A 12,683-nucleotide genomic window follows, 5' to 3' on the forward strand; every position below is an offset into this window, starting at 1 on the left:
GCCCGCCATCCGCGCGAACCACTGACGGTGGTCAAGTCCCCGCTGTGCAGCCTCAGTTCTTGCTCGGATCGCTACCGGCTCCGGCTTGCCCTGCGTTCCGTACGCTCGAAGCGCCGACCACAGCAGACTCAGGGAGGTCAGTCGGTGATCGTCACGCAGGGCAGGCCGACGCTGTCGTCGCCGCGGAAGCCTTCCGCGCACAACCGGGTGCCCGCCGGGAAGTGGCGCTGCGGATATGCCTGGTCGCGGTAGGTCCGGAACGCTGCAACGTCCTCGACCTTGGTGTTGGCGCTCCACCCATTGGTGGCCCATACCCTCGCGGAAATCCTGTGGGGCTGGTTGGTGTTGGTGACGGATACCTCCACCCTGCCCAGGTACGTCCCCGTGTCATAGGTTTCAATGCAGACGGAGTTGTTGCACCACTTGCCGGCGGCTGTCGCGGGCGGCCCGGCGGCGAAGACGATACCGACGGCCGCAGCCGTCGTCCCAATTCCTGTGACGATCTTCCGAAAGGTATTCATATCTGGATCAACGACTACCCCAAGCCCGTGTTACGTACGGTCAGCCACTGCCTGGATGAACATCTGCCACCTACCGAATCGGGCCGGTGGATCAGTCCCTGGAATCCCCGAGTGCAGCCGGAACAGGACCCGTTGACGACCCTGCGGTGACCTCACACGGCCCACCTCGGACGACCCGGCACGACTCCCGAGTCGTTCGGACGTGTGCCTGGGCTCGGCGAGGGCGATGCCTCCCGGGCGAATCACTGCTACACCGGTGTGCAGGTCCACGGAGCTGCGCGGCGGCGCACCGGACTCCGCATCGTCACGGAGGACGAGCCGGCGTTCCCTCTCCTCCTGGACATGTTGTCTTGAGGGTTGGAAGAGCTCGTCCCATGCGCCGGACGTTGCGCCGCGCGCTCCGAACTTGCGCCGACGCCAGGGGGCTTCGCTTCTGAAGGCCGGTCTCCTGGGAGCTGGAGACCGATGTCCTGGTCGCTGCTTGTTCGTTGCTCCCTCGCGGGAATCGTAGAGGAGCTGGCTGGCCTCGGACGATCTGAGGGGCTGTTCGGGGATGTGGCACGCACCTGAGACGCTGGGGCGCGATCGGATACAGCGCCTCGTGCGACGGGCCTGGGGCCCAGCTCTTCGACTATCGGCCTGGTCAACGGTGCGGAAAGATCGTGGTGTTGCAGCGGCGGCCCCCTCGCCGCCTCTCTCTCCGACCATCCGATCCGGCGGCAGTCTCATCACACCTCCCTCCGGATCGGAGCACGGCTCCTCATGAGAGGCTGAACGGCATGGGCGGAGTGTCGGACGAGCAAGCTTCCCGGACTTTCCTGGCAACGATCCGCGTCGGTGACCTGTGCAGTGGGACCGTAGCGGAGGTGACACGCTCTCACGGGGGGGGGACGGTGACCCTTGACGGCTTTGCCGCGCGACCTCTGGGGTTGGTTGGGCCGTTGGACCGGTCCTGGGGGCGGCATCCGGATGCGGCTGTGAAGGTCGGCCAGCGGATCACCGCCGAAGTGACTGCGGTTGATCTGGATGAGGGGCGAGCCTCGCTGTCACTGGCTGCCACTGAGCACCCGGAACTCTGGGCGTTCCTGAAATCGCTTCACGATGGCGAGATCCTTTCCGGCACGATCGCGGCGATCGAGCGGTTCGGTGTGTTCGTGGCGCTGGACGATGGCCCCGATCACCCGGTCTTTCCCGGCGTCGGGTTCATCACCATCCCCGAGCTGTCCTGGCGACGCTTCGAAGCAGCCTCGGATGTCGTTCAGGTCGGGCAGCGCGTGTCCTGCGAGTTCCTGCAGTTCGACACATGGAACGGGGAGGCCAGGCTGTCCTTGCGGGCGATGCAGCCGGACCCCTTCCAGACGTTCGCCGATGGCGCTGCGGTGGGCCGGACACTGCGTGGGCAGGTCACCAAGCTGGTCCCGTTCGGCGTCTTCGTTCAGGTCGCCGATGGGATCGAGGGACTGGTCCCTCTGGGGGAGCTCACTTGGACGCCGGTGGAAGCTCCGGGTGATGTCGTACGGGTCGGCGACGAGGTTACGGTCGTTGTTGTCGAAATCGACCGAGAGCGGCGCAGGCTGGTCCTCTCCCGACGACAGGTGCCACCCGACCTTCGTTGATTCCTGCCGGGAACTCCTGCCGAGGAGCCTGCCTGCCGAGACCTCCTCGCGTCCACATCACACGGAGGTCCGGTCAGGTCGGCGGCCTGCTCCGATGTTCCCGCAGCATCAACCGTCGTCGAATCACCGTCGCCGAGTCACCCTCGTTGAATTGCTGCGGGGGCGGGGGCGGGTCAGTGCTCTCCGCGGAGTGTCCGCGCAAGCACGGAGCGGTGGGTCGGCTTCGCGTCGCTGTAACGCTGGTGGCCTTCGTCGGTGAGGACGACGAAGATGCCGCGGCGGTCGAGATCGCACATGACGCGCTCGACGAGGCCGCCTCGTTCCAGCCTGGCGACCAGCCGGGATGCGGCGCTCTGGCTCAGGTGCACCACATTGGTGAGGTCCTGGCCCCGGCACTTGCCGTGGTCCGAGGAAGCGAGGAGTTCGAGTGCCTCGAACTCGCTGACGCTGATGTTGTGCTGCGCCTGTAGCTCGGTCTCAAGAGCGTTGTGCACCGTGGCGTGACGGGCGAGAAGCCCACGCCACTCCTCGACCAGTTCCTGCTCCGAGCCAGCGTTCATGCGGCCAGAGTAGCATGCGCCAGCATTTGATGCACGAAGATTAAATGCACTTGCATTCGATGCGCGTGCATGTGAGAGTCATGGCATGACTTCCTCCGCACCCCTGTCCGCCTCCACACCTACGTGGAACGCCAAACTCTGGGGAGTTCTCCTCACCGTCTCCCTGGTGATCGGCCTCGACGCGCTCGACGTCTCGATGGTGGGCGTCGCACTCCCCTCCATCCAGGCCGACCTGGGCCTGTCCACCAGTGCACTTCAGTGGATCGTCAGCGGCTACGTCCTCAGCTACGGCGGACTGCTGCTGCTTGGCGGACGCGCCGCCGACCTGCTCGGACGCCGCAGGGTCTTCCTGACCGCGGTTGCCGTGTTCGCGGCCGCCTCGGTGCTCGGCGGTCTGGTCGACGACGGAGCCCTGCTGATCGCCACCCGCATACTCAAGGGCATGGCGGCAGCGTTCACCGCGCCTGCGGCACTGTCCATCATCACCACGACGTTCGCCGAAGGACCGGCGCGCAACAAGGCGCTGGGCGTCTTCTCTGTCTTCGGCGCCAGTGGTTACTCGGCCGGCCTGGTGCTCTCCGGCCTGCTGACCCAGGTCGGCTGGCGGTGGACGTTCTTCCTGCCGGTGCCCGTCGCGGTCATCGCGTGGATTGCGGCCAACCGCCTGCTGCCCAAGGACGGCCCCCGCTCCTCCGGCGGCTACGACATCCCCGGCGCGATCACCTCGGTCGGCGCGATGCTGCTGCTCGTCTACACCGTCGTCGAAGCGCCGGAGGCCGGCTGGGCCGCGCCGAACACGCTCATCCAGTTCGCGATCGCCGCGGTGCTGCTGGTCGCCTTCGTCGTGATCGAACGTCGCAGTGCCCACCCGCTGGTCCGCCTCGGCATCCTTCGCTCGGGCTCGTTGGCACGTGCCAACCTGGGTATATCGGTGTTCTTCGGCGGCTACATCGGCTTCCAGTTCGTGGTCATGCTCTACTTCCAGTCGGTGCTGCACTGGTCGGCGCTCCAGACCGCGCTCGGCTTCCTCCCGGCCGCAGTGATCGTGGCCTTCGGCTCGCCGCGGATGGATCCCCTGATCGAGCGGGTCGGCACCTCGCGCACCATCGCGGGCGGTGTCATCGCTCACCTCATCGCCTACGTGCTCTTCCTCGTCATCGACCGGGACGCCCCGTACGCCGTCGGTGTGCTGCCCAGCATGATCCTGCTCGGTATCGGCTTCACCCTGGCCTTCGCGTCCTTCAACATCCAGGCCACCGCCGGCATCCCGGACCATGAGCAGGGCCTGGCAGGCGGTCTGCTGAACACGTCGACGCAGGTCGGCGGCGCGATCGGACTCGCCATCGTCACGGCCGTCCTCACCGCTGGAGGCGAAGGCAAGACCGGCTCCGACGCCCTGCTCGCGGGCTTCACCCCGGCGCTGCTGACGATCACCGTCCTCTCGGCCATCGGCCTGCTCATCGGACTGTCAGGAGTGCTCGGACGGCGCAAGATCGACAAGCCGGAGAGCGAGTCGACGGCCAAGGTGGACGACAAGCGGGAGAACGAGTCGGCGGCCAAGCCGGAGGGCGAGTCCGGCAAGCCGGCGGACGAGCCGGAGCTCGCCCTCGTCGACTAGCCAGTCGGTCATGTGGACCGCGATCACGGCACATCCCGGGGTACGGCACCAGCCGACGCCGGGATGTGCCGTTCTGGGCAGGCACCCGTACGACCCCCGCCGACGGCTCACTTCGAAGACGGGCTTCCCGCTTCCCGCTGCCGGCGCGGTCGGCGCGGTCGGCGCGGTCGGCCAGGGGTCTGACGTGGAGTCAGCAGGGCAGAGAGGCGCAGTCGTCATGAGCGCGATCGTGCCAATCGGGTCTGGCCTGTCGGCCGAGGCTGGGATAGGAAGCTCGAATGAGTCGTATGCCTGTCTGCGGTCCGGAAGGGCCCATCCGTGCCACAGCTGCCCCGGAGGGGCGCCGAGTCGCCGTGCGGGCCGTTCTCTTCGACTTCTCCGGCACGCTGTTCCAGGTCGCCCCGTACGCGGACAGAATTCGAGCCGCGCTGTCGCAGCCGGTGGACGACGCGGCGATGGACCTCATGTTGAGCGGGCTCGAAGCCGGCCTGTCCGACCCTGGTGTGGTGGAGGCCCAGCGGGCCAGGGACGTGTCGTCGAAGGCGCATCGGCACGCCTTCACCACCTGGTATTCCTCCGTCCCAGAGCTGGCGCCGATCGCCGACGCGCTTTATGCGCAGCTGAAGGCTCCTGAGTGCTGGGTACCGTATGCGGACGCCGAGTCCACCCTGCGCCAACTGACGTGCACTGGCCTGGCCCTGGGAGTGGTCAGCGATGTGGGCTGGGATTTGCGGGCCACCTTCGCCCATCACCGCTTGGACCACTACTTCACATCCTGGGTCCACTCCTACGAACACAACACGGAGAAGCCGGACCCCCTGCTCTTCGATCACGCATGCCGTGAGCTGGGCGCCGAACCGGCCCAGACACTCATGGTGGGCGACAATCCGGCCAAGGATGGCGGCGCCGCCGGGGCGGGGCTGCGGTCCTTCGTATTGCCCGGGGGAGCCACCCCCGGCTCGTATCGGGGACTGGAAGCCGTGTTGCGGCTGGCCGGCCTGTGAACGGAGGAGGGTGAAGCCGTCAGTTGGAGTGCTGGCGAAGAGCTGAGGCAGGCCGCCGTCGAGGACGTAGGTGCCGTACGGGGTGGTGACGACGGTGGTCGGGGTGGTGTCGGCTGAGGGGCTGTGGCGGTCCGTGATGGTGGCTGAGGCCCAGTGGTCGGTGGAGCGCAAGGTTGTCACTGCCGTGGGGCTGCTGGAGGCGAGGCGGTTGGTGACGACGGTCAGCGAGCCGTCGGGGCACAGGGTGAGACCGTCAGCACCGGTCAGGGGATGGGGCAGAGTGACCGGGCGGGCGCGGTGCGGGGCGTGGACCGGGATGCGCAGCAGGGTGCCGGCGTCGTAGCGGGCCACCAACAAGTGGCGGGCAGGGTGCCAGACGATGCCGTTGGGGCCGACTCCTCGATGGCCCAGCAGGTCCGGGTCGCGGAGGAGCAGTGACGGCTGCCCCGCGGGGTCCACACGGTGGAGCTCTCCGGTGACGATGTCGGTGACGTATGCGTGGCCGTGGGCGTCCACGGTCACGTCGTCGGCGCCATGGATACCGCGCGTGGAACCCGGTACCGCGCTCAGGTCGACGTGGTGCAGGGGAGTTCCGGTGCTGAGGTCGAAGATGCCGAGAGACGGTGCCGTGACGGACGGATCCGGCGAGGTGGCGGGCGAGGGCACGGTGGGGGAGTGCAGCCACCGCTGCGGCGCCGCCCAGCGCGGCGAGCACTGCGCGTCGGGTGAGTGAATGGGGAGCCATGGTCATATGGCAACTCCCGGGCAGGTACCGGGCGCTCGGGATGGTTGTGGTGGCTCGCCCCGGGTCGGCCGAGGCGGGGTCGTGCGCTGCCCGGCCGGGCAGGCCGGGCAGCGCACGAATTCGTCAGTGAGTGAGCCGCGCGACCTGCTCCAGTTCGTCCACGAGCAGGCCGGGGTCTCGGGGGCCGATGTGAGGCGCCGCCAGAGAACGTATGCGGAAGTGGTTCGTCGGGGTCAGTTCGTCGGCCTCCTTGATCATCAGGTCTTGGAGTGCGAGCGGGATCGTCCGGTCCTCCGTGAACCGCAGAAAGGTCCGCGGGATTCGGCCCCACTTCCCCGGCAGGCCACGGGCGTCGGTGCCCGATATCGCGGCCGACTCATCCGGCTCCAGGGTGTTGAGCAGGGCCCGGGCCTCGTCGTCCGTGAAGTCGGCGGCCAGCCCTTCCTTGACGACCTCGAAGAACGCCGGGTCTCCGGAACGCCAGTTGACCCGGTTGACGCCCAGCTCCGGCGCTGTCTCGACGCTGGCTATCCGGAAAATGGCGCTGGAGGACCCCTCCGGGGTCGTCATGAGGTCCGTTATCGTGGCCCGCTTCGTCGGGCAGAAGGCCGAGGCGTAGACAAGATGCGAGATCAGCTCGGGCACCTCGTTGGCGACCGCGTTCAGGGTCACCCCGCCCATGCTCTGACCGACCAGGATCACCGGACCGTTGCGGTGTGCCCGCCGCACCACACCGACCACATGCTCGGCGAAGTCGGCCAGCGTGACCTTGCCGAGCGGAGAGCGCTCGGTACGCAGTCCCGCCAGGTCCTGCGGCGCCTGATAGGAGACCGGGAAGTGCCCGCCGAAGCCATGTCCGGGCAGGTCGACGGCGGCCGCGCGGTGACCGCGTAACGCCAGCTCCGCCAATACGGGTGACCAGCCGAAGGAGTTGCTTGAGGCGCCGTGCACCAGCACGAAGGTGGGCGTGGAGGAGTGGTGGTGTGGCGTGGTGTCGCCGGTGGATTCAGTAGTGAGACTCATACGGCCAACACTACGATTGTGGTGGTCTGTTGAGGGCCTGTGTCTGTGCCTGTGCCTGTCAGGTGCCTGCGTCTGTTTTTGAGTGTGTGGTCAGCCCTTACGGACGGCCGAAGCGGTCTTGGGCCGCCAGAACAGCGTCCGCGTGGGCCCCTGCCCACGCACCCAGTGCGCGGATCGGGTCGAGCAGAGCGGTGCCGGCCTCGGTGAGGGTGTAGTCGACGCGGGGCGGGGCCTCGGCGTAACGGCGGCGCTCCACCAGGCCGTTGTATTCGAGCCGCCGCAGCGCCTCGTTCAGCACCTTGGGGCTGATCCCCCCGATCCGGGACAGCAGGGCGCGCGGTCGCATCGGTCCCCCCTCGCCGAGGACGAAGACCACCACACTGTCCCAGCGGTTGGCCAGCACCTCGAAGGCGATACGGGCCCGGCAGTCCGCCGCGAACGGATCCCCGCCCAGGTCGTCCGTCGCATAGGCCTCGTCCTGCTCTCCGAGCTGTCCCATGCGTACATCCTGCCGTGCCGATGCCTACCAAGCGGTAGGTATCGGCCCGCCTACTGTCCCCGGCATGACATCCCACAACGGCATGACATCCCACAACGCGAACGATGTGAACGACGCCGACGGCGCCACCGACCTGGACAGCGCGAAAGACCTGAACAGCACGAACGACCTGAGCAGCGCGAGCGCTGCGGACGACGAGATCAGGAGCAGGACTCTGCGTATCGGCATTCTTGGTACGGGCGCCATGGCGGTGGCGCTGGGCGGAGCCTGGGTACGGGCCGGACACGAGGTCATGGTGGGTGGTCGGAACGCTGCGGCCGCGGCCAAAGCGGCGGCCGGCATCGGAGCCGCCGGCCATGGCAGCCTGGTCGAGGCGGCGCGGTACGGCGAGGCAGTGCTGGTCGCCGTACCAGCCGACGTAGCACCGCAGTTGGCCAAGGAACTGGCCTCCGACCTCGCCGGGCGGACCGTGCTCGACTGCACGGTGCCGATGGCCCTTGCCGCCGACGGTCCTGCTCTGACGACGGCCGGTGGCACGGATTCAGTCGCCGTACGTCTCGCGGACGCCGCACCGGATGCCGGCGTCGCCAAGGTCTTCGGGGTCCCGCACGAGAGCATCTGGACCCTGCGGCGGCCCGCCTTCGAAGGGGCGCCGCTGGCCGTGCCCTTCTGTACGGACGCCCCGCTCGCCGCCGCACTGACGGCAGAGCTGATCACCTCGATGGGCTGCGTCCCGCTGCCCTGCGGCGGTCTGCACCGTGCGGCGCTGCTGGAGGCGGCCGCGGTCTTCGCCATCGGCGTGTGGTGGTCCGGGGGCGAGGCCCGGCACGCGTTCCCCGCCCCCGCACTGGCCCCCGGCGCCGTCGACGACGCGCCCTGAGGTCTGTCCGGAGGCTGAGGCCTGTCCGGCGGCTGAGGTCTGTCCGGCGGTTGAGGACTGTCCGAGCGTTCCAGTTCCAGGGCCTGAGACGGGCGGTGCCACCTGCGACCGGTGCACCGCCCGTCCATCAGACGCGCTCTGCCTCGCCCACGCAGGCGCGCTTTAGCTCGCCCGCGTCGCGTACGAGGCTTCGAAGGCGGCGAGGTCGGTCTCGTACTGCCACTGCAAAGTGGCCTTGGGGCTGGAGAGGAGCAGGGAACGGCAGATGGGGGTGAGGTGTCCGGTGTGGGGATCGCTGGTGGCGCACTCCCAGGTGGGCCGGTGATCGCCGGGGGAGCGCCACAGGCTGCGGCCTTGGATGAAGGCGTGTTCCAGCGACGTGCGGGCGCTGTCGCGCAGTTGCCGGTAGGTCAGGCCGTGGACGGTGGTGGCCTGCCGGTATTCATCCGTGATGTCGATGCGGGAGACGCCCTGGTCGTCGGTGGACAGCGCGACGGGGACCCGGGCGGCCAGGTAGCGGCGTAGCGGGTGTTCGGGGCCGCAGACCTCGAGGATCTGGCAGTTGCTGGTCAGCGGCACTTCGACCGCTACCTGCCGGCGGGCCATGGTGGCCAGCAGCTGCTGCGGTCGGTCCTCGTTCATGACGTCCACGCCGTGCCCGATACGTTCCGCCTGCGCGGTTTCGATGGCGTCGCGGATGTGGAAGCGCAGCTCCTGGCGTGGCACGAGCTGTTCGGTGAGTTCGCCGGCGTGCAGGGTGACGTGAGCCGTGCGGTAGACGCTGCGGAGGTAGCGGATCATGCGCATGTGCAGGCGGTAGTCGCGCAGGGCGACGGGGTGGTCCTCGGCCTGCACCATGTTGACGCCCACGTAGCGGGGGTCGTGTTCGGCGAGTTCGAAGCCGGCGAGCAGCTCGGTGAAGATGTACTTCGGGTCGTAGGTCCGCCCGACCTGGAAGTCGAAACGCACCTTCACCGCACACGCGGGCTGTGGGGTGGCCGTGTCGCAGCCCAGGGCGGCGCGGTGTTCGGCGAGTTCGGAGTCGGTTTCCTTCTTGGCGGCCCGGATGATCTGCTGCATCCGGTCGCCGGCGAGCAGGGAAGCACGCATGCGGTCAAGGTCGGGATTCCATCCGACGCTGTCGGCAAGCCCGACCAGGGCCGGGCCCTGCGGGGTGAACAGCGGCTCCACGTAACTCTGGCGGTTTGCGGCGGCGACCTTGGCCACCTCTGCGAGCAGTCGGCCCCGATGCTTGGCGGTCACGGCCTTGAACTTGCTGAAAGCGGCGAAGAAGTGGTCGTGTCCGGTCTCGCCGCCGGTGTCCTTGAAGTCCTCCATGGACCAGGCGCGGATCACTTGCTGACGGAAGTCATGGTCGCTTACGGCGTCCTGGGCCGGGCGCGCACCGGCGGGGCACGGTGCCGCCACCGCCTTGGACGTGGTGCTGTCGATACACAGCCCGTCGTCCGCGGCGAAGGCGATCAGCGACTCGGCCGGCACCGCGCCGGACAGGTGCGTATGCAGGTCCCCGCCCTTGGGCATCGACCGCAGGAAGGCCCGCAGCCGGGCCGGGTTGTCCCGTACTTGCTCGAAGAACCGCTCGACGCCGGAGTCCTGAACAGGCCACGATCTGCCGGTCGTTGGGGCGTTCGGTGAGAGAGCGGAGGATGGCGAACTGGGCATCGCCACGAGTGCGGCGGCCGCGGCTCCGGCGAGCAGTGCCGTCGCCAGGCGTACGGCGGGGCCGCGCTTGTGTGAGTGAGTCGAGCCATGAGGGCGGAGACCGGGAATGTTCACGTGGACAGGGGTATCGGATCTGCCGGGGGCCCTCACCCAAATGCGGAGAAATATCACCCGATCGGCGGCGTGCTGAGGTTGTTCATGGCGCGAACTTCGGCTGCTGGGTGGCGCATTGGAGGGGGTCTTGGTTCCCGGCGCGGGCCGCCCGCCCCCGGCTCGGGGCATGGGGCCACGATGACAGGGGCGGGCAGGCCGACGTCGTACGGCCGCTCCGTCAGCCGAGGGTGATCTTGTCGACCTTGGACTGGACGTAGGCGCGCGCCGTGACCGGCGGATATGCCACCCGGCCGGTCGGTGCGGGCAGTGAGTCGATGATGGTGTGCGGGTCGCAGTCGTAGAAGTAGACCAGCGACGTCAGCTCTTCGGTCGTGGCGTCGGCGGGCGGTGGCAGTACGCGGTGTCGGCCGGATCGCCAGCGGTCACCGGTCCACCGGGCCATCAGGTCACCGATGTTGATGGTGAGAGCCTCCGGATCGTAAGGGGCGTCCTCCCAGCCGCCTTCTTCTGTGTGGATCTGCAGGCCGCCCTTGCCCGATTGGCGGTTCAGGACGGTGACCGTACCGAAGTCGGTGTGCGGGCCGACACGGAACTGGCCAGGCTTCGGCGCTCCGATGGTCTGCCTCGGGGGGTACCAGTTGAGGGTCAGAGTCCAGTCGGGGTGGGCGGTGTGACGGGTGAAGAAGTCCAACGGCTGTCCCAGCGCGGCGGCCAGCAGTGCCAACAGTTCGTCGGCGAGCACACGCATCCGCCGTGTGTAGTCCGCGACCAACGAGTGCAGCGATGGGACCTGGGGCGGCCAGGCCTCCGGCAGCAGCCGCTCGGCAGCGGTGTCGCTGGGGCTGGGGCTGGGGCTGGGGTTGGAGTTGGAGTTGGGGGTGGGGTTGGGGCCAACCGTCCAGGTCTCGACAAGGTCGGGCGGCGTCTCCGTGCCTTCCGCCCGGCCGGCGGCCACCGCCCCCGCGCCGCTCCAGCCGCGTCCTCCCGTCCGCCCCAGGAACGGTTCCTTGGCGTCGGCGGGCAGATGGAAGAACGTGCGGGCTGCCGTACGAAGGCTGTCGGGCAGGTCCGGGTGTATGCCATGACCAGTGACCAGCAAGAAGCCCGATCGCTGTAGTGCCTGGTCGACGGTGGTGGCGAGCTGGTCGCGGTCCGAGTGGCGATCTGCCCGCCACAGGGAGAGGTCGATCGTGGGAATTCTGGAAGCGCTCATGTTTCCCTCTGTTGCTGGTGTCCTGGCAGTTGTTGGCCTGTGCATGGTCGTCGCGGGAGTCGGTCCCACCCGAGCCATGCGCCTGGAAACGGGAGGATCAGGCGCGTCCAGGCGAGTAGCCGTCAGATTCCGTCAGGTGAGGGGTGAGGGGTGAGGGGTGAGGGGTGAGAAGTCAGGGGCGGCATCTGGGATGTTGGACACCGGCGGTGCGGCACAGCAACGGGAGGTCACATTGGTTTCGGTCACGCTCGACGCCCTGGACCGAGGTCTGCTCCAGGTCCTGCAACTCGACGGGCGGGCCGCGTTCAGTGGCATCGCCCGGCAGCTGGGCGTCTCGGAGCGGACCGTGGCCCGCCGCTACCGTCGGCTGTGCACACTGGGGCTGCGCATAGTCGGTCAGCCCGTCCCCCTCCGGCTGGGGATGACCCGGTGGCTGCTGCGTATCCACTGCACCCCCGACGCCGCCGGTACCATCGCCGAGGCCCTGGCTCGCCGCCCCGACACCAGCTGGATCTCCCTCGCCTCCGGCGGCACCGAGCTCTACTGTGCCGTCACCGCCCGCACACCGCACGACCGTGACGCCCTGCTCCTGGACAAGCTGCCCCGCACCCCGCGTCTCGTCTCCGTCAGTGCACACTGTCTGCTGCGCCTCTTCACCGGCATCACCAGCACCTGGTACGCGTCCGGGCTCCCCTTCGGCCGCGCCCAAGAGACCGACGTCCTTCTCCCGGCAGCCGAACTCCACGAGCCCGTAGGCCCATTGACGCTGGACGCCACCGACCGCGCGCTCCTGGCCGCGCTGGCCAAGGACGGCCGTGCCGGCCTGCCCGAGCTCGCCGCGGCCACCAGCCGCTCAACGTCCAGCGTCCAACGCCACCTCGACCGTCTCAGGGCCGACGGCGCGTTGGGCTTCTCCGTGGACTTCGACCCCCAGCACCTGGGCTACCAGATGATGACCCATCTCTGGCTACGGGTGGCTCCGGGTGAACTCTCGACGATCGGCACCACGTTGGCCGCCCACCCCGAAATCGCCTTCGCCGCCGCCACGACAGGTCCCCACAACCTGGTCGCCAGCGGTGTCTTCCGTGGCAGCGACGACCTCTACCACTACCTCGACCACCGAGTCGGCTCCCTCCCCGGCATCCAGGCCATCGAGACCGCTCCCATCCTCCGCGAGGTCAAACGACTCACCCCCGCGGTCGCGTAA

At 68.5% G+C, this 12,683-nt stretch carries 13 protein-coding genes; 6 read left to right on the forward strand and 7 right to left on the reverse strand.

Annotated features, from left to right (window positions below; all coding sequences use genetic code 11):
* Nucleotides 1-137 precede the first annotated feature (137 nt).
* Entirely contained in the window at nucleotides 138-521 is a 384-nt protein-coding gene (locus tag FCH28_RS07730; RefSeq protein ID WP_136738929.1) for a hypothetical protein, read from the reverse strand.
* A gap of 30 nt (nucleotides 522-551) precedes the next feature.
* Nucleotides 552-1,250 carry a DUF6191 domain-containing protein gene (locus tag FCH28_RS38635; protein WP_342781583.1) on the reverse strand — a complete coding sequence of 233 codons (699 nt, stop codon included), beginning with the start codon at nucleotides 1,248-1,250 and terminating at the stop codon, nucleotides 552-554.
* 248 nt (nucleotides 1,251-1,498) lie between these two features.
* Here FCH28_RS38635 and FCH28_RS07735 point away from each other — a divergent pair, with 248 nt between their 5' ends.
* The gene (locus FCH28_RS07735) at nucleotides 1,499-2,137 is read left to right on the forward strand and encodes a S1 RNA-binding domain-containing protein (protein ID WP_342781584.1); all 639 of its coding nucleotides are present in this window, start codon (nucleotides 1,499-1,501) and stop codon (nucleotides 2,135-2,137) included.
* Between the two features lie 173 nt (nucleotides 2,138-2,310).
* On the opposite strand, the gene FCH28_RS07740 is transcribed toward FCH28_RS07735, so the two are convergent.
* Entirely contained in the window at nucleotides 2,311-2,697 is a 387-nt protein-coding gene (locus tag FCH28_RS07740; RefSeq protein ID WP_136738931.1) for a MarR family winged helix-turn-helix transcriptional regulator, read from the reverse strand.
* Between the two features lie 85 nt (nucleotides 2,698-2,782).
* Between FCH28_RS07740 and FCH28_RS07745 the strand changes: the two genes are divergently transcribed.
* From FCH28_RS07745 to FCH28_RS37970, 3 genes are all read left to right on the forward strand, one after another.
* Nucleotides 2,783-4,315, forward strand: coding sequence for an MFS transporter (locus tag FCH28_RS07745; protein ID WP_136738932.1), 1,533 nt, complete (start codon nucleotides 2,783-2,785; stop codon nucleotides 4,313-4,315).
* Between the two features lie 353 nt (nucleotides 4,316-4,668).
* Nucleotides 4,669-5,319 carry an HAD family hydrolase gene (locus FCH28_RS07750; RefSeq protein WP_246102506.1) on the forward strand — a complete coding sequence of 217 codons (651 nt, stop codon included), beginning with the start codon at nucleotides 4,669-4,671 and terminating at the stop codon, nucleotides 5,317-5,319.
* A 270-nt stretch (nucleotides 5,320-5,589) separates the two neighbouring features.
* Complete coding sequence (locus FCH28_RS37970) at nucleotides 5,590-5,757, forward strand: hypothetical protein (protein WP_169314081.1); 168 nt, start codon at nucleotides 5,590-5,592, stop codon at nucleotides 5,755-5,757.
* A gap of 430 nt (nucleotides 5,758-6,187) precedes the next feature.
* Here FCH28_RS37970 and FCH28_RS07755 read toward each other — a convergent pair whose 3' ends face one another.
* Together FCH28_RS07755 and FCH28_RS07760 are read right to left on the reverse strand one after the other, a co-directional pair.
* Nucleotides 6,188-7,087 (reverse strand): alpha/beta fold hydrolase, encoded by a 900-nt coding sequence (locus FCH28_RS07755; protein WP_136738934.1) that lies wholly within the window; start codon nucleotides 7,085-7,087, stop codon nucleotides 6,188-6,190.
* Between the two features lie 97 nt (nucleotides 7,088-7,184).
* Nucleotides 7,185-7,586, reverse strand: coding sequence for a winged helix-turn-helix transcriptional regulator (locus FCH28_RS07760; protein ID WP_136738935.1), 402 nt, complete (start codon nucleotides 7,584-7,586; stop codon nucleotides 7,185-7,187).
* 64 nt (nucleotides 7,587-7,650) lie between these two features.
* Here FCH28_RS07760 and FCH28_RS07765 point away from each other — a divergent pair, with 64 nt between their 5' ends.
* On the forward strand, nucleotides 7,651-8,466 hold the full coding sequence (locus FCH28_RS07765; RefSeq protein WP_246102507.1) for an NADPH-dependent F420 reductase: 816 nt from the start codon (nucleotides 7,651-7,653) through the stop codon (nucleotides 8,464-8,466).
* Nucleotides 8,467-8,628: 162 nt separating this feature from the next.
* Here FCH28_RS07765 and FCH28_RS07770 read toward each other — a convergent pair whose 3' ends face one another.
* Nucleotides 8,629-10,149: an adenosine deaminase family protein gene (locus FCH28_RS07770; protein ID WP_136738936.1), complete on the reverse strand. Its 1,521-nt coding sequence runs from the start codon at nucleotides 10,147-10,149 to the stop codon at nucleotides 8,629-8,631.
* A gap of 331 nt (nucleotides 10,150-10,480) precedes the next feature.
* Nucleotides 10,481-11,476: an isopenicillin N synthase family dioxygenase gene (locus tag FCH28_RS07775; protein WP_136738937.1), complete on the reverse strand. Its 996-nt coding sequence runs from the start codon at nucleotides 11,474-11,476 to the stop codon at nucleotides 10,481-10,483.
* Between the two features lie 190 nt (nucleotides 11,477-11,666).
* On the opposite strand from FCH28_RS07775, the gene FCH28_RS07780 reads away from it, so the two are divergent.
* Nucleotides 11,667-12,683 carry an Lrp/AsnC family transcriptional regulator gene (locus FCH28_RS07780; protein ID WP_187363775.1) on the forward strand — a complete coding sequence of 339 codons (1,017 nt, stop codon included), beginning with the start codon at nucleotides 11,667-11,669 and terminating at the stop codon, nucleotides 12,681-12,683.

It is taken from the genome of Streptomyces piniterrae, from assembly GCF_005048155.1.
Lineage (GTDB): Bacteria > Actinomycetota > Actinomycetes > Streptomycetales > Streptomycetaceae > Streptomyces > Streptomyces piniterrae.

What these genes read in the sequence shown, in the direction of transcription:
- FCH28_RS07765 (WP_246102507.1), top strand. Translation starts at nt 7,651, where the DNA reads ATGACATCCCACAACGGCATGACATCCCACAACGCGAACGATGTGAAC.
- FCH28_RS07730 (WP_136738929.1), bottom strand. Translation starts at nt 521, where the DNA reads ATGAATACCTTTCGGAAGATCGTCACAGGAATTGGGACGACGGCTGCG.
- FCH28_RS37970 (WP_169314081.1), top strand. Translation starts at nt 5,590, where the DNA reads ATGGGGCAGAGTGACCGGGCGGGCGCGGTGCGGGGCGTGGACCGGGAT.
- FCH28_RS07755 (WP_136738934.1), bottom strand. Translation starts at nt 7,087, where the DNA reads ATGAGTCTCACTACTGAATCCACCGGCGACACCACGCCACACCACCAC.
- FCH28_RS07780 (WP_187363775.1), top strand. Translation starts at nt 11,667, where the DNA reads ATGTTGGACACCGGCGGTGCGGCACAGCAACGGGAGGTCACATTGGTT.
- FCH28_RS07775 (WP_136738937.1), bottom strand. Translation starts at nt 11,476, where the DNA reads ATGAGCGCTTCCAGAATTCCCACGATCGACCTCTCCCTGTGGCGGGCA.
- FCH28_RS07745 (WP_136738932.1), top strand. Translation starts at nt 2,783, where the DNA reads ATGACTTCCTCCGCACCCCTGTCCGCCTCCACACCTACGTGGAACGCC.
- FCH28_RS38635 (WP_342781583.1), bottom strand. Translation starts at nt 1,250, where the DNA reads ATGAGACTGCCGCCGGATCGGATGGTCGGAGAGAGAGGCGGCGAGGGG.
- FCH28_RS07740 (WP_136738931.1), bottom strand. Translation starts at nt 2,697, where the DNA reads ATGAACGCTGGCTCGGAGCAGGAACTGGTCGAGGAGTGGCGTGGGCTT.
- FCH28_RS07770 (WP_136738936.1), bottom strand. Translation starts at nt 10,149, where the DNA reads ATGCCCAGTTCGCCATCCTCCGCTCTCTCACCGAACGCCCCAACGACC.
- FCH28_RS07760 (WP_136738935.1), bottom strand. Translation starts at nt 7,586, where the DNA reads ATGGGACAGCTCGGAGAGCAGGACGAGGCCTATGCGACGGACGACCTG.